Annotated in this window: 17 protein-coding genes; 4 read left to right on the top strand and 13 right to left on the bottom strand. The window is 62.0% G+C overall.

Annotated elements, in window-relative coordinates; translation table 11 throughout:
* Positions 1-229: 229 nt before the first annotated feature.
* The 13 genes from ACP7BV_RS23185 to ACP7BV_RS23245 all read right to left on the bottom strand — a co-directional run bounded on the left by ACP7BV_RS23185 (position 230) and on the right by ACP7BV_RS23245 (position 14,381).
* Complete coding sequence (locus ACP7BV_RS23185; RefSeq protein WP_426107134.1) at positions 230-1,474, bottom strand: DUF1565 domain-containing protein; 1,245 nt, start codon at positions 1,472-1,474, stop codon at positions 230-232.
* 221 nt (positions 1,475-1,695) lie between these two features.
* The gene (locus ACP7BV_RS23190) at positions 1,696-2,376 is read right to left on the bottom strand and encodes an OmpW/AlkL family protein (RefSeq protein WP_426107135.1); all 681 of its coding nucleotides are present in this window, start codon (positions 2,374-2,376) and stop codon (positions 1,696-1,698) included.
* Positions 2,377-2,411: 35 nt separating this feature from the next.
* Entirely contained in the window at positions 2,412-3,815 is a 1,404-nt protein-coding gene (locus tag ACP7BV_RS23195; RefSeq protein ID WP_426107136.1) for an SGNH/GDSL hydrolase family protein, read from the bottom strand.
* 244 nt (positions 3,816-4,059) lie between these two features.
* On the bottom strand, positions 4,060-5,412 hold the full coding sequence (locus ACP7BV_RS23200; protein ID WP_426107137.1) for an SGNH/GDSL hydrolase family protein: 1,353 nt from the start codon (positions 5,410-5,412) through the stop codon (positions 4,060-4,062).
* Positions 5,413-5,608: 196 nt separating this feature from the next.
* Positions 5,609-6,640, bottom strand: coding sequence for an L-threonylcarbamoyladenylate synthase (locus ACP7BV_RS23205; RefSeq protein ID WP_426107207.1), 1,032 nt, complete (start codon positions 6,638-6,640; stop codon positions 5,609-5,611).
* A gap of 2 nt (positions 6,641-6,642) precedes the next feature.
* Positions 6,643-7,824: a 5-(carboxyamino)imidazole ribonucleotide synthase gene (locus tag ACP7BV_RS23210; RefSeq protein WP_426107138.1), complete on the bottom strand. Its 1,182-nt coding sequence runs from the start codon at positions 7,822-7,824 to the stop codon at positions 6,643-6,645.
* Complete coding sequence (gene purE / locus ACP7BV_RS23215; RefSeq protein ID WP_426107209.1) at positions 7,821-8,342, bottom strand: 5-(carboxyamino)imidazole ribonucleotide mutase; 522 nt, start codon at positions 8,340-8,342, stop codon at positions 7,821-7,823. The genes ACP7BV_RS23210 and purE overlap by 4 nt, the downstream gene beginning before the upstream one ends.
* 2 nt (positions 8,343-8,344) lie before the next feature.
* Positions 8,345-9,241, bottom strand: coding sequence for a phosphoribosylaminoimidazolesuccinocarboxamide synthase (locus ACP7BV_RS23220; RefSeq protein ID WP_426107140.1), 897 nt, complete (start codon positions 9,239-9,241; stop codon positions 8,345-8,347).
* Positions 9,242-9,360: 119 nt separating this feature from the next.
* Positions 9,361-10,425 (bottom strand): class II fructose-bisphosphate aldolase, encoded by a 1,065-nt coding sequence (gene fba / locus ACP7BV_RS23225; protein WP_426107141.1) that lies wholly within the window; start codon positions 10,423-10,425, stop codon positions 9,361-9,363.
* A 109-nt stretch (positions 10,426-10,534) separates the two neighbouring features.
* Positions 10,535-11,983, bottom strand: coding sequence for a pyruvate kinase (pyk, locus tag ACP7BV_RS23230; protein WP_426107142.1), 1,449 nt, complete (start codon positions 11,981-11,983; stop codon positions 10,535-10,537).
* Between the two features lie 46 nt (positions 11,984-12,029).
* Positions 12,030-13,235, bottom strand: a complete 1,206-nt coding sequence (locus ACP7BV_RS23235) for a phosphoglycerate kinase (protein WP_426107143.1) — start codon at positions 13,233-13,235, stop codon at positions 12,030-12,032.
* Between the two features lie 65 nt (positions 13,236-13,300).
* Complete coding sequence (locus ACP7BV_RS23240) at positions 13,301-13,630, bottom strand: AzlD domain-containing protein (protein WP_426107144.1); 330 nt, start codon at positions 13,628-13,630, stop codon at positions 13,301-13,303.
* Position 13,631: 1 nt separating this feature from the next.
* Positions 13,632-14,381 carry an AzlC family ABC transporter permease gene (locus ACP7BV_RS23245; protein ID WP_426107145.1) on the bottom strand — a complete coding sequence of 250 codons (750 nt, stop codon included), beginning with the start codon at positions 14,379-14,381 and terminating at the stop codon, positions 13,632-13,634.
* Positions 14,382-14,504: 123 nt separating this feature from the next.
* Between ACP7BV_RS23245 and ACP7BV_RS23250 the strand changes: the two genes are divergently transcribed.
* Genes ACP7BV_RS23250 through ACP7BV_RS23265 form a run of 4 tightly spaced genes read left to right on the top strand, consistent with a single transcriptional unit; the run spans position 14,505 to position 16,789 of the window.
* Positions 14,505-14,699, top strand: a complete 195-nt coding sequence (locus ACP7BV_RS23250) for a zinc-finger domain-containing protein (RefSeq protein ID WP_426107146.1) — start codon at positions 14,505-14,507, stop codon at positions 14,697-14,699.
* A 39-nt stretch (positions 14,700-14,738) separates the two neighbouring features.
* The gene (locus ACP7BV_RS23255) at positions 14,739-15,167 is read left to right on the top strand and encodes a YybH family protein (protein ID WP_426107147.1); all 429 of its coding nucleotides are present in this window, start codon (positions 14,739-14,741) and stop codon (positions 15,165-15,167) included.
* A gap of 4 nt (positions 15,168-15,171) precedes the next feature.
* Positions 15,172-16,164 (top strand): YheT family hydrolase, encoded by a 993-nt coding sequence (locus ACP7BV_RS23260; protein ID WP_426107210.1) that lies wholly within the window; start codon positions 15,172-15,174, stop codon positions 16,162-16,164.
* Positions 16,157-16,789 (top strand): DUF2946 family protein, encoded by a 633-nt coding sequence (locus tag ACP7BV_RS23265; RefSeq protein ID WP_426107148.1) that lies wholly within the window; start codon positions 16,157-16,159, stop codon positions 16,787-16,789. The genes ACP7BV_RS23260 and ACP7BV_RS23265 overlap by 8 nt, the downstream gene beginning before the upstream one ends.
* The last annotated feature ends 24 nt before the right edge of the window (positions 16,790-16,813 follow it).

The following is a 16,813-nucleotide window of genomic DNA, read 5'->3' on the forward strand; positions in this document are numbered from 1 at the left end:
ACCGTTCAACTTCGCGTCGCTGAATCATGATCGCTGCAGCCAACGGTCGTCAGCGGTGGGGTAAATATCGCGCTTACCGTGTTCACCCTGAACAACCGCGCAGAAGCCCGGCCACGGAATCGGAGAGAAGCGTAGGTTGGAAAAGAGCGAAGCTCGCATTCCAACATGGGTCATCGACGGCGCTTGTTGCAACGCTAGCTAGGTTTAGGAGAAAATAGTTGCCCAGCACTCAGTGCTGATAGGCGCCAATATCAAATCTGGTAACGTGATTGCGTGGCCGCCCGTTGAAGTCGACACTTTCGGCCTCCATGTCGCTGCCCCGCCCGACAGCCGGCGAGCTCTTTGTGATCCTTAGATCCATGAAACCGCTCTTGCCATAGGCTTCGAAGTAAGGCTCGGACGAGACTGTATTCACGTGCTGCAGCCCATTTTTCAAACTGAAGTTGTAGGTCGCGTTCTTGTACACGAGGTTGTTGCGGTAACTGTTGCGCTTGCCAGTTTTGCCTTGTTCGGAGATGCCCATTTTGTTGTCGTAGACAATATTGCTGTAGACATGGGTATTGTCGTTGCCGCTGCGTGAGTGATAGAAATCGCCTCCGCCAATGATGATCCCGGTGTTGCAGGCGGCGACCGTATTGTTTGTAATGGTCACGTCGCGCGCATCGTGCCACAGGTGGATGCCCCCTTCCGCCACCCGGTACACCTGGTTGTTCTTGATGGAACCGGAGGTGCTGACGTAAATGCCGTGGATAAAGCGGCAGCCTTTGGGCCCGATATCGTGGACGATGTTGCCGACCACGTCAGACTGCTTGCCATTGTAGTAGCTGTCCACACCGATGCCCGAGCCGCCGCCGCCGGTGCAATTGTAATTGCGGGCGATGTCGTAGACGTGGTTGCGCAGGATTTTGACGTAGGAGCCGCCGTTGTAGATGCCGCTGCGCCACTTGGTTCCGGCGCGCGACTTGGTGCCGGAGACTTCGAAGCCGTCGATGTTGACGTAGCTGCCGCGGTTGTCCCAGGCGGTGCTGTTTTTTGAATTGGCGGGTGGGACGATTTTTGCGGCCCAAGGCGTAGTCGACAGGTAACGGATGCGGGCACTGGCTGTGCCGCTGGCGCTCGTCTTGATGCCGCCCTCATAGGTGCCGGGAGACACATAGAGCGTGCTGCCGGCCGCGACATCACGGATGCCGCGGGTGAGCGTCTTGAACGGCTTGGACTGGGTGCCTGGGTTGCTGTCGCTACCGGTGGATGCGGAAACATAGACATTGCGCCCGGCAGCTTGGGCTTCGATTGTTTCGGCGGGAATTTGATATTCGCCGGCATCGCCAGCGCTTGGCGCGTTCTGGCTTGCCGCTGCTGCATCCGGCTCCGATTGAGCGACGGCGCTGCAGGCGCTGGCGAGTCCGACAAGAGCGGTGAAAATGATTGCTACATGTTTGCGTTGTTGGCACTTTGCGGTGAGGGTTGTCGACATGGACCGTTCCTTCGTGAATCAATGAATGAAGGATTTTGACGGCGATCAAATTCTTTGGTTCAGGCTTTTCCTAAGAAAGTTTCTGGCTAGTAGCAGTGTCATAAGTGACGCGTGCGGCCGGACGAATTTGGGATCGGCAACAAACAGGAGCCGGGCGCGAAAAAAAGCCGCCCAGCTTGTGGCTAAGCGGCTTTTCGCCCCACATTTTCAGATTTGACAATCTAAAACTTGTACCCCAGCGCCAGCGTCACCGCCTGCGGATTGAGCGTCATATCCTGCGTCTGCCCCGACGAAAACGACACCTTCGTCTTCAGCCACGTCTTGCTGATATTGCCGTCCACGAACCACTTCTTGTTGATGTTGACGATCAATCCCACCTGCAACGTCGCCGCGAACTTGTTCTTCAGCGAAAACGTCGTCGGCGGTCCGCCAATATCGCTCAGCGTCGTCAACTTGCCAGAGCCTGTCTCATCTGCAAAATAAGCATAGGTTGCGCCCACGCCCAAGTACGGCCGGAAACGCGCTTCCGGCTCATAGAACCGGTGGTAGACAAACAGCGTCGGCGGCAAAGCCTTGACCGTCCCCAGCACGCCCACGCCTTCGATGGCGCCCGCGCCCGATATCTTGTGCTTGTACGGCAGCCCCAGGTCAAGCTCGACGGTAAGGTTGTCGGTCACGCCGTAGGCCACCGCAAACACCGGCTGCGTATCGGCACTGATCGCCGCTTTACTGCCCGGCAGCGCTGGCGCGCTGACGTCGCCACTCTCGACCTTGGGCGTGATCTTGCCCACCCCGGCCTTGATAGCCCACTGCCCCTCAGCCTGCGCCAACGCGCCCGACGAGGCAGCCATCGCGGCAACGGCGGCCAGCACGGAAACAGCACTATGCAAACGTATTTTCATTTTTTCTCCGAAATTCTTGTAGGTGGGGCGGTGGCTTACAGCCAACCTTTCAGGATCATTTGCTCGGCCACATACTTGGCGATCAGCGTGTTTTCATACGGCGTGGGCAACACGTCGTCGGCAAACATAAAGTGGCTGACGTCGCCGGTGATCAAGGTCTTGCCGGTGCAAACGAGCGACTTGACCGTGCACGCAGCCGTGCTGGTATTGGTCAGACCGTAAGGCGCAGGATTGAGGATCTGGTCGTGGCTGGTCGCCCACAGATCGACGTACACCACCTTCGTTTCCCCGGCCACGCCCGCCTTGAGCTGCGTGTTGAACGTCGTCACCATCGTCTTGATCAATGTCTGCGTGGCCGCATCCTGGGCCTTGCTGGCCGGCGAGCCGCCCAGGTCCGGCAGGTTGTTGACGACCACGTAGTTGGCACCCTTGGCCACAATCATCGTCTTGACGATGCCGGCCAGTTCGGCGCCGGCCACGCCCATTGCCGCGACCATCGCCGGGGCCTGGGCCGCAGCGTAGGCGGCGCCCGCCTTCTGGCCCGCCACCAGGCCGGCGGCAGCCCCGGCAGCTTCTGCCGTTGTCTGCGACTTGGCGACGATTGAACCTGCCACCAGTGGATCTTGCAATTCAGTTGCGCCCGGCTGGGCCATGGCGTTAGCGACAGCCACGTTAATGATGCTCTGGGTGGTGCGCGCGGGGTTCTGTGATTCAATGGCGACGGCCGTGCCGATCGCCTGGCCTGCGGTTTGCGGATTGTCGGCGGTCTGGGCCAGCAAGCTCACCAGCGTGGTGACGAAGGTTTCGGCCGCCACTCTGGCGCCTTCCGCAGCGCCCGCCGCCTCGCCCGCAGCCTTGGCGCCCGCCTGCATTTGTCCGAGCTGCGCCAGGGCATCGTTGCCGCCGGCGGTGACGAACACCACTTCGGTGCCGCTGAACTTGCCGCCAGTCTTGGCCAGGTGGCGCGTGACCTGTTCCACGACCGGCTTGGTCAAGAAGCCAAACGCAGAGCCGGTGACTTTGTTCTCGGGACCATAAGGATTGCTCACGCGCGCGCCGCCCTGGGCGTAGCTCAGGCATTCCGGGTGGTCGAGCACGGCCGCCGAAAAGCCGGCCGCGGCATTGCCGTCCAGCCCGGTCTGGGCGGCGCACGGCGCCGGCAGGCCGAATTGCTTGGCCATCAGCTCGGTCCAATTCTTGCCCGTCAGCGTGGCGCTGGTGGCCGTGTTGTCGCCATTGATGGTGAACTTGCCGCCGCCGGCCAGCTTGATGCTACCCACCGCATACGTGCCAACGTCGGACAAGCTGTCGCCGAACGACACCATGGAGCTGAACGTGGTGGCCAGCTTTTGTTCTTCTGGACTGGTGCCGTTGCCGCCGCCGCAAGCGCTGAGCACGGCAGCCGTCAACATGGCCAGCGCGAAATGAGTTTGACGCATTCTATCTCCTAATTATGTGTTTTTAAACGATTGCTCGGAACTGGACCCGTTGCCAAGGATGCCAGACTAATTCGGGATGACGCTTTCGTCTTGCGCTTTTGTGACAATCCATTTGTTCAAACATGCCAGTTTGAATTGTGCCGCTGGCGCGACCCGCCCCGGCATAAAAAAAGGCCGCCTGGTGTTGAACCGGGCAGCCTTTTGCGCATCGCCTGTCGTCACGACCAGGCGGCTTCAAAATCTCTTACAGCCAGCCGCGCGCGACCATTGCATCGGTCGTCGCCTTGTAGATCAGCGAGCTGCCGAACGGGGTCGGGTGCACGCCGTCTGCGAACAGATAGTGGCTGACGTCGCCGGCAACGAGGTTTTTGCCATTGCATACCAGCGAAGTACCGCCGAGTGCATTGGTGGCCAGGCATGCCGGCGCTGCCGCGTTGGAGATGCCGTAATTCGACGGATTGGCAACCTGGTCGGCGCTGACGGTGAACAGGTCAACGTAGACGACGTTAGCCTCAAGGCCATCAATGCCGGCGCGCAACGCCAGATTGAAGGCGCCGACCATGCCGTTGACCAGCGTCAGGCTCGATGGGCTCGACACGCCAAGGGCCTTGCCGAATGGGCTGCTGCCCAGGTCAGGCAGGTTGTTGACGACAACGTACTTGGCGCCTTTCGCAAGGATCTTGGTGCGGATCAGTGCTGCTTCGTCAGCGCCGGCCTGGCTCATTGCGGTCACTTGCGCAGGACCATTGGCAGCGCCATAGGCGGCGCCAGCGGCGGCGGCATCAGCCTTGGCCTTGTCGACGATTGGCGTGTTGACTGCCGGATCGATGACGGTACGGAAACCCAGCTGGTAGGCAGCGCCGATGGCGTTGGTGGTGGCGGCTTGCAAGGTGCCGCCGCGGCCGAGTTCGGCGGTGAACGCGGTGGAAATGGTGCCTGCCGCCGTTGCCGGGTTGGTGGTGCCCGCTGCCAGCGCCGGGACCAGCGACTTGGCGTACGCCTGGCCACCAGCGGCGGTCGATGCGGTGCTCAGGTTGCTCAGCAGTTGCAGGGCGTCATTGCCGCCGGCCATCACGAAAACGACTTCGGTGCCGCTGAACTTGCCGCCGTTTTTCGCCAGGTGGCGATCGATCTGTTCCGTGACAGGCCGCGTCAGCTGACCCAGCGTTGGCGTGTAGAGCTTGTTGCCAGGCCCTTCAGCGACGGTAACGCGCGAGCCGCCCTGTGCGTAGTTATTGCACAGTGGGTAATTGATGACAGGAACATTGAAGCCGGTGCCCGTGCCTTCGAGCCCGGTTTGCGCAGCGCAGGGCGCCGGCAGGCCGAGTTGGGCAGCGACCAGTTCTGGCCAGATCTTGCCATTGAGCGCAGCGTTGGTCGCGGTCAGGTCGCCGTTGATGGTGTACTTGCCGCCGCCCAGTTGAGCGATCGCGCCAACCTTGTAGGTGCCGGCGTCGGACAGACTGTCGCCAAAATTGACCTGCGCGAGGAATTTCGGTTTGGCTGCCGGGGCTGGAGCGGTGTCGTTGCTGCTGCCGCCGCATGCCGAAAGAATGGCTGCCGTAAGCAAAGCCAGCGCAAAATTGGTTTGACGCATTATGTCTCCTGAATAAAATTTTTGGTGTTAAAACGAACGCGCGTGCTATTCGCAACTCAGCTAATATGCCAGTCTTCTACACGCTTGTATAGAAATAAACTTTGGCGACGTCAGTTCGATGCAACATCGACCCTCGCCAGCCCGTGCCCCTGGGCGCGATGAAATCGATTATAGCAACCGGCGGCAGCGCGGACAGTCAGGAGACAGTGTTATTTAACAGTCCCTGCACAATTGTGGTGGAACCATAGGCGGCGCGCCTCAGTCTGTCGTTCACGCCCAGCCATTGGGCGCCCTGCGGCGGCGCTTCAACCAGGATCAGCTCGGCCCCGGCATGGTCCATGGCGCGCAGCGCGGCATACAGCGCATAGGCAAAACCTTCCGGAGTCAGCGGCAGGCGAACGCTGGCGTGCACGGGGCTGAAGTCCGAATAATGGATCAACGCCACGCTACGTCCGGCAACGTCGAGCTGCGCCAGCGTTGCCGCCAGCGCGGCACTGTTCTGCATGGCCACTGGCGTGTGCGGTGCGTAATGCGACTCGAGCGTGCCCGACGCGCGCGGCGCCTGGGCGTCAGGCGCGGCCGGCAAGCGGCCAATCACGGCGCCGATGGCTTCCGCACTGATGTGGCCAGGACGCAACAGAACTGGCCCGTGGGAAGCCAAACGTGACAGGTCGACAATCGTCGATTCGATGCCCACCTGGCTTTGACCGCCGTCGAGCACGGCATCAATACTGCCGTCGGCCCCAAATTCATCGCGCACATGGCGCGCCGTGGTCGGGCTGACGTTGCCGAACTTGTTGGCCGATGGCGCCGCCACCCCACCCTTGCCGCCCTTGAATGCTTGCAACAGCGCGATGGCGACCGGGTGCGACGGGCAACGCAGGCCAACCGTGTCCTGGCCACCGGAGACGGCGTCGGGAATGTGCGGCGCGCGCTTGAGAATCATGGTCAGCGGCCCGGGCCAGAAGGCGGCAGCGAGCTGGTGCGCTTCCGGGGGAATCTCGCTCGCCCAGTGCGCCAGGTCGGCGCCGGGGGCCAGGTGGACGATGACGGGATGGTCTTGCGGGCGGCCCTTGGCCGCGTAGATGCGGGCCACCGCGGCCGGATTTTCGGCGTCCGCTCCCAGGCCGTAGACGGTTTCGGTCGGCAAGGCCACCAGACGGCCCTGCTCCAGCAGGCGCGCGGCCGCAGCGATCGCGGCCAGGTCAAGCGGCTGGTCCAGGTCCATGCTCACGGCGCGATGCCGAGAATGGCGCAGGCCGCCACCAACTGGGCCTGGGCCTGGGCCAGCGTGGGCGCAATCAAGGTCACATGGCCCATCTTGCGCCCTGGCCGCGCCTGCTCTTTGCCATACAAGTGCAGGCAAGCGCCTGGCAGCGCCAGCAATTTTGCCCAGTCCGGTTCGCGCGGCGCGGCGGCGCCGTCCGCAAACCAGATGTCGCCCAAAATATTGAGCATGACGGCCGGCGAATGCTGGCGCACCTCGCCTAGCGGCAAGCGCGCCATGGCGCGCACTTGCTGGGCGAACTGGCTGGTCACGCAGGCGTCCATCGTGTAGTGGCCGCTGTTGTGCGGCCGCGGCGCCATTTCGTTGACCACCAGCGTACCGTCGGTCAGCACAAAAAATTCGATGCACAGCACGCCTACGTAGCCAAGTTCTTCGACGATAACGCGCGCCGCCTGCTGCGCTGCGGCCGCGCAATCGGCCGCCACATTCGGACCGGGCACGGTGGTGGTGAACAGGATGCCGTCGCGGTGCACGTTTTCGGCAATCGGGTAGACCACCGATGCGCCGTCAAAGCCGCGCGCGGTGAGTACCGATACCTCGTAAGCCAGCGGCAGCATCTTTTCCAGCAGGCAGGTAACGCCGTCCATGGCGGCAAACGCCGCGCGCACATCGCCGCGCGTGCGCACCACGCTCTGGCCCTTGCCGTCGTAGCCCATGCGCACTGTTTTCAGGATGCCGGGCAGCAGTAGGTCAGGGATGGCGTCGATGTCGGCGGGCGCGGCAATGGTCATGTGCGGCGCCGGCGGCACGCCGGAGCGCGCTGCGCAACCGGCCAGGAAATGTTTTTCGGCAATCCGGTCCTGGGCGATGGCAACGCAGGACGCCGCCGGCGCCACAAAGGCGTGCTTGGCCAGCAGTTCCAAGCTGGCAGCGGGGACGTTTTCAAATTCGGTCGTGACTGCAACGCACGACTGGCCAAGCTGGGCCAGCGCCTGCGCGTCGCTGTAATCGGCGGCGATCAGGCTGTCGGCGGCTTGCCCGGCAGGACTGTCAGGCGCCGCCTCCAGCACCGTCACCTTGAAGCCCAAGGCCTGGGCCGCGTGCACGAACATGCGGCCAAGCTGGCCGCCGCCCATCACGCCCAGCCGCGCAGGCGGCAGAAAAGGAGCAAGCGGGGCCGTCATACCGGCAACGTCATGGCCCTGGCAGCGGCGGTTTGCTGCAGGCGAAATTGCTGGAGTTTTTCGGCCAGGGCCTCGTCGGTGCAGGCGATCATGGCGATGGCGGCCAGCGCGGCGTTGGCCGCGCCGGCTTCACCGATGGCGAAGGTGGCCACGGGAATGCCCTTGGGCATTTGCACGATCGACAGCAGCGAATCCTTGCCCGACAGATAGCGCGACGGCACCGGCACGCCCAACACGGGCACGATGGTCTTGGCGGCAATCATGCCGGGAAGGTGGGCCGCGCCGCCGGCGCCGGCGATGATGGCGCGCAGCCCGCGCGCGCGGGCGCTGTCGGCGTAGGCGAACATATCGTCAGGCATGCGGTGGGCCGACACCACCTGGGCTTCGAAAGGGACGCCGAAATCCTTGAGGATGTTCACAGCGTGCTGCATGACTTCCCAGTCGGACGAGGAGCCCATGACGATGCCGACCAACGGTGCTGTTGTTGCCGACGTTAAAGCGGATACCGTTACGCTCATCATCAACCCTTCAGCGTGGCGCCGGTCAACAGTTCCAGCGCCTCAAGATACTTGGCGCGGGTGTTGGCGATCACGTCGCTTGGCACGGTCGGGGCCGGCGCGGCCTTGTTCCAGTCGGTCAGCGTTTCCAGATAGTCGCGCACAAACTGCTTGTCGTACGACGGCGGCGACATGCCGACCTGGTAGCTCGACATTGGCCAGAAGCGCGACGAGTCGGGCGTAAGAATTTCATCGATCAGGTGCACCGTGCCGTGCTCGTCAAGGCCGAATTCGAACTTGGTGTCGGCAATGATGATGCCGCGCGTGGCCGCGTATTCGGCGGCGGCGGTGTACAGCTGCACGGCGTAGTCGCGCACTTGGCGCGCGATATCGGCGCCGACGATCTGTTCGGCTTGCTCGAAGGAGATGTTTTCATCGTGCGCGCCGGCCGGAGCCTTGGTCGACGGCGTAAACAATACCTGCGGCAGCTTTTGCGCTTCCTGCAGGCCGGCTGGCAAGTCGATGCCGCACACCTTGCCCGTCTTTTGGTAATCTTTCCAGCCCGAACCGATCAGGTAGCCACGGACGATCGCTTCGATCCCCAGCGGCGTCATTTTCTTGACCACGATGGCGCGGCCGTCAACTTGTGCGCGCTCGTCCGGCGAGACCAGCGATACCGGATCGATGCCGGTATCGTGGTTGGGCATCAAGTCTTTGTATTTGGCGAACCAGAAGTTGGACATGGCCGTCAGAATCTTGCCCTTTTCAGGGATCGGCTCATTCAGGATGACGTCAAAGGCGGACAGGCGGTCGGTCTGGATGACCAGCAACTTGTCGTCGCCCACGGCGTAAATGTCGCGCACTTTCCCGCGGTGCAAAAATGGCAGGGACTTCAGGTTTGTTTCGAGAACGCCAGACATGTGTTTCCTTGTACAGGTAAAAACGCGCCCCGGAGGGCGCGAGGTTGATGCGTGGTAGAGAGCTTATTTGACGATTGTTACTTGACGATTGTTACTTGACGATTGTTGCTTGACGATTGTTACTTGACGATTTGCGACAGCTCGCCCTTGACGTAGCGCTCGGCCATTTTTTCCATGGTGATCGGCTTGATCTTGGCAGCTTGGCCTTCGCAGCCAAACGACAGGAAACGCGCCTTGCAAATGTCGGTAGCCGCCTCGCGCGCCGGCTTCAAGAAGTCGCGCGGATCGAACTTGCCCGGATTTTGGAACATGTACTTGCGCACCGCTGCCGTCATCGCCAGGCGAATGTCGGTGTCGATGTTGATCTTGCGAACGCCGTGGCGAATGCCTTCCTGCACTTCTTCAACCGGCACGCCGTAGGTCTCTTTCATGTCGCCGCCAAATTCGCGAATCATGGCCAGCAATTCTTGCGGTACTGCCGACGAGCCGTGCATCACTAGGTGGGTGTTCGGGATGCGCGCGTGAATTTCTTTGATGCGGTCGATGGCCAGGATGTCGCCGGTCGGCTTGCGGGTGAACTTGTAGGCGCCGTGCGAGGTGCCGATGGCAATGGCCAGCGCGTCGCACTGGGTGCGCTGCACGAAGTCGGCGGCCTGGGCCACGTCGGTGAGCAGTTGCTCGCGCGTCATGGTGCCTTCGGCGCCGTGGCCGTCTTCCTTGTCGCCCTTCATGGTCTCGAGCGAGCCGAGCACGCCCAGTTCCGCTTCGACCGTCACGCCAATCGCGTGCGAAAACTTGACCACTTCACGCGAGACTTCCACGTTGTATTCGTACGAGGCAACGCTCTTGCCATCCGCTTCCAGGGAGCCGTCCATCATTACCGAAGTGAAGCCGGAGCGGATTGCCGTCATGCACACCGCCGGTGACTGGCCGTGATCCTGGTGCATGACAACCGGGATGTGCGGATACGCTTCGACGGCCGCTTCGATCAGGTGGCGCAGGAACGCTTCGCCGGCATACTTGCGCGCGCCCGCAGACGCTTGCATGATGACCGGTGCGTTGACCGCGTCAGCCGCAGCCATGATGGCCTGCACCTGTTCAAGGTTGTTGACGTTAAACGCAGGCAAGCCATAGCCGTTTTCAGCAGCATGGTCCAGCAATTGACGCAAAGATACGAGAGCCATAGTAATACTCCAAAAACAATAAGAAACCAGTGTTGCCCAGGAAGCGCGGGATGCGCGCAGTTCTTGCAGCAATCGCCGGTGGCGCCTGGTCGGCGCCGCCCGCTTTCAATTAATCAAATTCACCGACGCGCACGATCTTCAGTGCATTGGTACCGCCTACCTGCCCCATCGGCTCGCCCCAAGTGACGACGATCATGTCACCCTTTTTGACGATTCCTTTGGCCACCATCAAGTCTTCCGCCTGGCGCAGCACCTGTGCGCTGTCGCCCGACTGCATCAGGTGGTAGGCGCGCACGTTGCGGTACAGGGCTACTTTACGCTGGGTTGTGGTAATCGGGGTCAGCGCGAAGAGCGGCGTGTCGATGCTGTGGCGGCTCATCCACAAAGCGGTCGAGCCGGACTCGGTCAGCGCCACGATGGCTTTGACGCGCAAGTGGTGCGCCGTAAACAACGCAGCGTAGGCGATCGACTGGTCGATGCGGGTAAACCGCGCATTGAGGAAGTCGGCGTCGAGCTTGTTGTATTCGGACTGCTCGGCTTCGGCGCAGATGGCCGCCATCATTTCCACCGTTTCAACCGGATAGCGGCCGGAAGCGGTTTCGGCCGAGGTCATGACGGCGTCGGTGCCGTCCAGCACGGCGTTGGCCACGTCCGACACTTCGGCGCGGGTCGGCACGGCGTTGACGATCATCGACTCCATCATTTGCGTGGCCGTAATGGCCAGCTTGTTGGAGGCGCGCGCCATGCGGATCATGCGCTTTTGCAGCGCCGGCACGGCGGCGTTGCCTACTTCCACGGCCAAGTCGCCGCGGGCGACCATGATGCCGTCCGACGCGTCCAGGATTTCCTGCAGCACAGGAATGGCTTCGGCGCGCTCGATCTTGGCGATCATCATCGGTTTGTGATGGTATTGCTCGCCGGCGATGTTGGCCAGCTGGCGCGCCATTTCCATGTCGGTCGCGCTTTTTGGAAACGAAATCGCCAGATAGTCGGCCTGGAAACTCATGGCCGTCTTGATGTCTTCCATGTCCTTGGCCGTCAGCGCCGGCGCGGTCAAGCCGCCGCCCTGGCGGTTGATGCCCTTGTTGTTGGACAGCTCGCCACCAACTTTAACGACGGTGAAGATTTCATGGCCGACGATGCGCTCGACCACGAGCACGATCAAGCCATCATTTAACAGCAGCTTGTCGCCGGTGCGCACGTCGCGCGGCAGCGCCTTGTAGTCCAGGCCCACGCGTTCCTGGTTGCCCAGTTCGCCGTCGTCGCCCCACTTGGCGTCGAGAATGAACTTGTCGCCATTTTCGAGCTGAATCTTGCCTTCTTCAAACTTGCCAACGCGGATCTTCGGACCCTGCATGTCTGCCATGATCGCCACTTCGCGCCCGCACTGGGCCGCGGCCTTGCGTACCAGGGCAGCCCGGTCGATATGGTCTTGCGCCTTGCCGTGGGAAAAATTCAGGCGCACGACGTCAACGCCGGCCTGAATCATGCGAACGAGAATATCGAAATCGGTCGATGCCGGTCCGATGGTTGCGACGATCTTGGTACCACGATACATAGCTATCCTTTAAGTAAAAGCGCAGCCAGAGGGCTGCGCTGTGGAATTACTGGGAACTGCGCTGCAGCAGGATTTCAACCGCTGGCAGGGTCTTACCTTCGAGGAACTCGAGGAAGGCGCCGCCACCCGTAGAGATGTAGCCGATTTTATCGGTGATCGCGTACTTTGCAATGGCGGCCAGCGTGTCGCCGCCGCCTGCAATCGAGAACGCATTGGAGTCGGCAATGGCCAACGCCAGCGTTTTGGTGCCTTCGCCGAACTGGTCGAATTCAAACACGCCGACCGGGCCGTTCCAGACGATGGTGCCGGCCTTGGCAATTTGCGCGGCCAGCGTCGCTGCCGTCTTCGGGCCAATGTCGAGGATCATGTCGTCGTCTTGCACGTCGGCCACAGCCTTGACGGTGGCCACCGCGGTTGGCGAAAATTCTTTTGCGCACACCACGTCGACCGGAATGGGCACGGTGGCGCCGCGCGCGGCCATCATGTCGATGATGGCTTTGGCTTCCGTCACCAGTTCGGCTTCGACCAGCGACTTGCCGATGTTCAGGCCAACGGCCTTCATGAACGTGTTGGCGATGCCGCCGCCGACGATCAGGTTGTCGACCTTGTCCGCCAGTGCCTTGAGGATCGAGAGCTTGGACGACACCTTGGACCCGGCCACGATGGCCAGCAAGGGACGGGCCGGTGCACCCAGCGCCTTGCCCAGCGCGTCAAGTTCGGCGGCCAGCAAGGGGCCGGCGCACACGATGGGCGCGAACTTGGCGATGCCGTGGGTGGTCGCTTCGGCGCGGTGGGCGGTGCCGAAGGCGTCATTGACGTAGATATCGCACAGCTTGGCCATTTTCTGGGCCAGCTCGTCGCTATTCTTTTTTTCACCCTTGTTGACGCGGCAGTTTTCCAGCAGCACAACCTGGCCCGGCGCGACATCGACGCCATCGACCCAGTTTTGCTTCAGCTCCACCGGCTGGCCGAGCAACTCGGACAGGCGCGCGGCGACCGGCGCCAGGCTGTCTTGCGGCGTGAATTCGCCTTCGGTCGGGCGGCCCAGGTGCGAGGTGACCATGACGGCAGCGCCTGCCTTGAGGGCGGCGGCAATGGCCGGTGCGGAAGCGCGGATGCGCGTATCTTCCGTGATCTTGCCGGCATCGTCCTGCGGCACATTCAGGTCGGCGCGAATGAAGACGCGCTTGCCGGCGAGGGCGTTCTGGTCGATGAGGTCTTGCAAACGGGTAAAGTTCAAAACAGCGTGCATGGGCGGGTATCCACGAGTCAAATAATGAAAGAACGCTATTTTACCGCAAGCACCGCATGAAATACTTACATCAGCCAGATACGTAGAATGGTGAGCACTGCCATGCCGAAAATGATGGTTTCAAGCATACTTTTACGCAACAGGTAATAGATTCCGGCACCCACGGCGGAGGCCAGTTTGATGTTCAGCGGGCTAAACACCGGATGGGCGTCGGTTGTCATCAATAGTTCCGGCGCGATAATCGCCGCCAGTGCGCAACCGGGCGCGTAGCGCAGCATTTCCTGCACCCGGGGCGGGATCGTGATGTGGTGGCCCACCAGCCAGAACGAACTGCGCGCAATTGCCGTGGCTGCCACGAGCGCAACAATGGTGATCCAGATGTCCAGTTCAGACATATCAATTTTTCCTTTCGATCAATTCCTGAACCAGCATCGAGGCCACCATGCCCACCACGACGGCGAGCAGCATGCCCAGTTTGTATGGCAAGCCATAGGCCAGCACCGCCGTGGCGCTGGCGGCCACCACACCGCACAGCGCGGCGCTGGTCAGCATGGTGGGCACCAGGATGCATAAAATGGCCAGGGTGCCGGCAAAACCCAGACCCCACGCGGCTGGTACAGTGCTGCCCAAAAAGATGCCGGCCAGCGAACCGACTTGCCAGGCCAGCCAGTTAGGAATCAGCAAGGCCTTCAGGTAGGAAACCTTGCCCACGGCGGGCGCCTCGGTCGGAAAGCGCTGGAGGAAAATATTGACGGTGATGTCGCCGGCCGTGTAACCGAGCAGCAAACGCTTGTACCACGGCAAGTGAGCGAAATGCGGCGCCAGCAAGGCCGAAAAAATCACGAAACGCAAGTTGACGACAAGTGCGGTGGCAAACACCACCCAGATTGGGGCGTTGGCAAAAATCAGGGGCAGCGAGGCCAGCTGGGCGGTCCCGGCGAAGACCAGCAGCGTCATGCCGAGTGCCTGATTCAGCGTCAAGCCGCCCTTGATCAGGGCAACCCCGACCACCATGCCCCAGGCGGCGATGCCGAACAGGGTTGGCGCGCCAGCCTTGAAGCCCTCGCGCCACATGGCCGGGTCTTCGTCCGCCAGGCGGACGGGAATGTGGTTTTCCTGCGACAGCGAGGAACGGGGATCGGGCATGCGGTGCAATTCAAGAGTGATGCAAAAATTACATTGTGGTGGATGCCACTATTTTACCGATCATTCCGGCAAGCTGCCGGAATCGACTAAAATCGTGGTTTTGCATAGCCTGACGGAGAATTCATGAACGACAAAAAGCTGCCTGCGGTTGAACTGGGCGACAAGGACCTGCCCGCCCACTGCCCGAACCCGGCCATGCCGCTGTGGTCGTCGCATCCGCGCGTGTTCCTCGATTTTGGCCACGATGGCCTGGCCAAGTGCCCGTACTGCGGCACCGAGTACCGCCTCAAGCCAGGCACCGTCCTCTCTCACCACTAAACGCGGCACCTGCCCTGCCCTGCTTCGCCCGGAGACAGCATGAAGAAAGTCAAACAGATGAATGGCAGCGCGGCCGAAGTTGAAGCCGCGTTCTACGAAGCACTGAATCGGGCCGACGTCGAGGCGCTGATGGCGCTCTGGGCCGAGGACGAGGAAATTGTCTGCATTCACCCGGGCGGACCGCGCCTGCACGGCCATGTGGCCATCCAGACGGCATGGGAAGCGATTCTGGAACGGGGCGGCCTGCAAATCCACCCGTCCCGGCTGTACGAGACAAATAACTTGATGAGCTCGGTGCATACCGTGATTGAGGGCGTCACCTCAATTGCCGGCGACGAACCAGCGCACCTGGTCGCCACCAATGTCTACATGAAAACCCCGCGCGGCTGGCGCATGGTGCTGCACCATGTGTCGGTGGCACCCGGCGCCGCGCCTGCCATCGAGCACGTGGGCAGCAGCCTGCACTGAACGCGTGGATTACAGCGCGCCACTGTGGCTGCCCGGCGCCCACCTGCAGACCATCTACCCTGCCCTGTGCATTGCCAAGCCGCCCGTCGCTTTCCGGCGCGAGCGCTGGGATGCGCAGGACGGCGACTTTGTCGATGTCGATTTCGTCGACGGCGAACCGGGCCAGCCGATGGTGGTGCTGTTTCACGGACTGGAAGGCTCGTCGGACAGCCACTATGCGCGCGCCCTGATGGCGGCCGTGGCCGCGCGCGGCTGGTCGGGCGCGATCCCGCATTTTCGCGGCTGCTCGGGCGAACTGAATTTGGCGCCGCGCTTTTATCATTCCGGCGACGCGCTGGAAGTCGACTGGATCTTGCGCCGCCTGCGCCAGCGCGCCGGCGGCAAGCTGTACGCCACCGGCGTTTCGCTGGGCGGCAATGCGCTGCTGCGCTGGCTGGGCGAGTCGCAGCACCAGGCCGACTTTGTCGACGCCGCGTGCGCAGTGTCGGCCCCGCTCGACCTGGCGCGCGGCGGCGAATCGCTGGGAACGGGCTTGAACATGGTGTACACGCGCAATTTCCTTAAATCGCTCAAGCCGAAATGCCTGGCCAAGCTGGACCAGTTTCCCGGCTTGTTCGACCGCGATGCGCTGATCAATGCGCGCGACCTGTACGCGTTCGACAATGTCGTGACCGCGCCGCTGCACGGCTACAAGGATACCGACGACTACTGGAACCGGGCCAGCGCCAAGCACGTGCTGGGCGACATCACCGTTCCTACGCTGGTGTTAAATGCCCGCAACGATCCGTTTTTGCCGGGCGTACACTTGCCGGCCAGCGCCTCGCGCGCGGTGACGCTGGACTACCCGGCGCACGGTGGTCATGTCGGGTTCGCCAATGGCGGCGTGCCCGGCCGGCTCGACTGGCTGCCGCGCAAATTGCTGCACTTCCTTGAAGGCACATCGCCGTCGCGCGCGCCTGCGCCAGGTGAACTATGCGAAGCTGAGCGCCATGGATGACATCGTAAAAAAAGCCATGGTCAAGTGGCCGGACGTTCCGCATTGCTACGGCTGGCTGGCGCTGGATGCGCGCGGCGCCTGGCGTATGCGCGACGAGCGCGCCCAGCACCTGGGGCTGGCCGGCGACAAGGTGATCCAGCTTGCACTGCTGGGTTTTATTAACCGCAACTATGCTGTGGATGAGCGCGGCTGCTGGTATTTCCAGAATGGGCCGCAGCGGGTGTACCTGAATTTGGAAGCAACGCCGTTCATTGCGCGCACCGATCCCGAGCATGGGCTGGTGTTGCAGACGGGCGAATCGGTCGTCCATCTCGAGCGCGTGTTCATGACCGAGACCGGTGAGCTGATAGTCGATTGCGGGGGCAAAGTCGCGCAAGTGGATGACCGTGATGTGGCGCAGCTGATGACGGCATTGGAAATGAACGGCGCCGCAGCATCCGACGAAGCCTTGATGGCGTGGCTGGAGAACGGCCAAGGCGAGCTGGTGCTGCGCTACAGGGAGCAGTCCATTCCCGTCGAGCCCATCAAACGCGCCGACGTGCCTGAGCGCTTGCATTTCACGCGCTTGCCGGCACCCCCCAGCAACGCGAACGACCATTCAGGTAATGTGACCGCGCCGCAGTGAGGAGCGTGGGGCGTAGGTCGGATA

The organism is Massilia sp. TSP1-1-2 (genome assembly GCF_049896185.1).
GTDB lineage: Bacteria > Pseudomonadota > Gammaproteobacteria > Burkholderiales > Burkholderiaceae_D > Telluria_A.

Coding starts and splice junctions, on each gene's coding strand:
- ACP7BV_RS23185 (WP_426107134.1), bottom strand. CDS start 1,474: ATGTCGACAACCCTCACCGCAAAGTGCCAACAACGCAAACATGTAGCA.
- ACP7BV_RS23190 (WP_426107135.1), bottom strand. CDS start 2,376: ATGAAAATACGTTTGCATAGTGCTGTTTCCGTGCTGGCCGCCGTTGCC.
- ACP7BV_RS23195 (WP_426107136.1), bottom strand. CDS start 3,815: ATGCGTCAAACTCATTTCGCGCTGGCCATGTTGACGGCTGCCGTGCTC.
- ACP7BV_RS23200 (WP_426107137.1), bottom strand. CDS start 5,412: ATGCGTCAAACCAATTTTGCGCTGGCTTTGCTTACGGCAGCCATTCTT.
- ACP7BV_RS23205 (WP_426107207.1), bottom strand. CDS start 6,640: ATGGACCTGGACCAGCCGCTTGACCTGGCCGCGATCGCTGCGGCCGCG.
- ACP7BV_RS23210 (WP_426107138.1), bottom strand. CDS start 7,824: ATGACGGCCCCGCTTGCTCCTTTTCTGCCGCCTGCGCGGCTGGGCGTG.
- purE (WP_426107209.1), bottom strand. CDS start 8,342: ATGAGCGTAACGGTATCCGCTTTAACGTCGGCAACAACAGCACCGTTG.
- ACP7BV_RS23220 (WP_426107140.1), bottom strand. CDS start 9,241: ATGTCTGGCGTTCTCGAAACAAACCTGAAGTCCCTGCCATTTTTGCAC.
- fba (WP_426107141.1), bottom strand. CDS start 10,425: ATGGCTCTCGTATCTTTGCGTCAATTGCTGGACCATGCTGCTGAAAAC.
- pyk (WP_426107142.1), bottom strand. CDS start 11,983: ATGTATCGTGGTACCAAGATCGTCGCAACCATCGGACCGGCATCGACC.
- ACP7BV_RS23235 (WP_426107143.1), bottom strand. CDS start 13,235: ATGCACGCTGTTTTGAACTTTACCCGTTTGCAAGACCTCATCGACCAG.
- ACP7BV_RS23240 (WP_426107144.1), bottom strand. CDS start 13,630: ATGTCTGAACTGGACATCTGGATCACCATTGTTGCGCTCGTGGCAGCC.
- ACP7BV_RS23245 (WP_426107145.1), bottom strand. CDS start 14,381: ATGCCCGATCCCCGTTCCTCGCTGTCGCAGGAAAACCACATTCCCGTC.
- ACP7BV_RS23250 (WP_426107146.1), top strand. CDS start 14,505: ATGAACGACAAAAAGCTGCCTGCGGTTGAACTGGGCGACAAGGACCTG.
- ACP7BV_RS23255 (WP_426107147.1), top strand. CDS start 14,739: ATGAAGAAAGTCAAACAGATGAATGGCAGCGCGGCCGAAGTTGAAGCC.
- ACP7BV_RS23265 (WP_426107148.1), top strand. CDS start 16,157: ATGGATGACATCGTAAAAAAAGCCATGGTCAAGTGGCCGGACGTTCCG.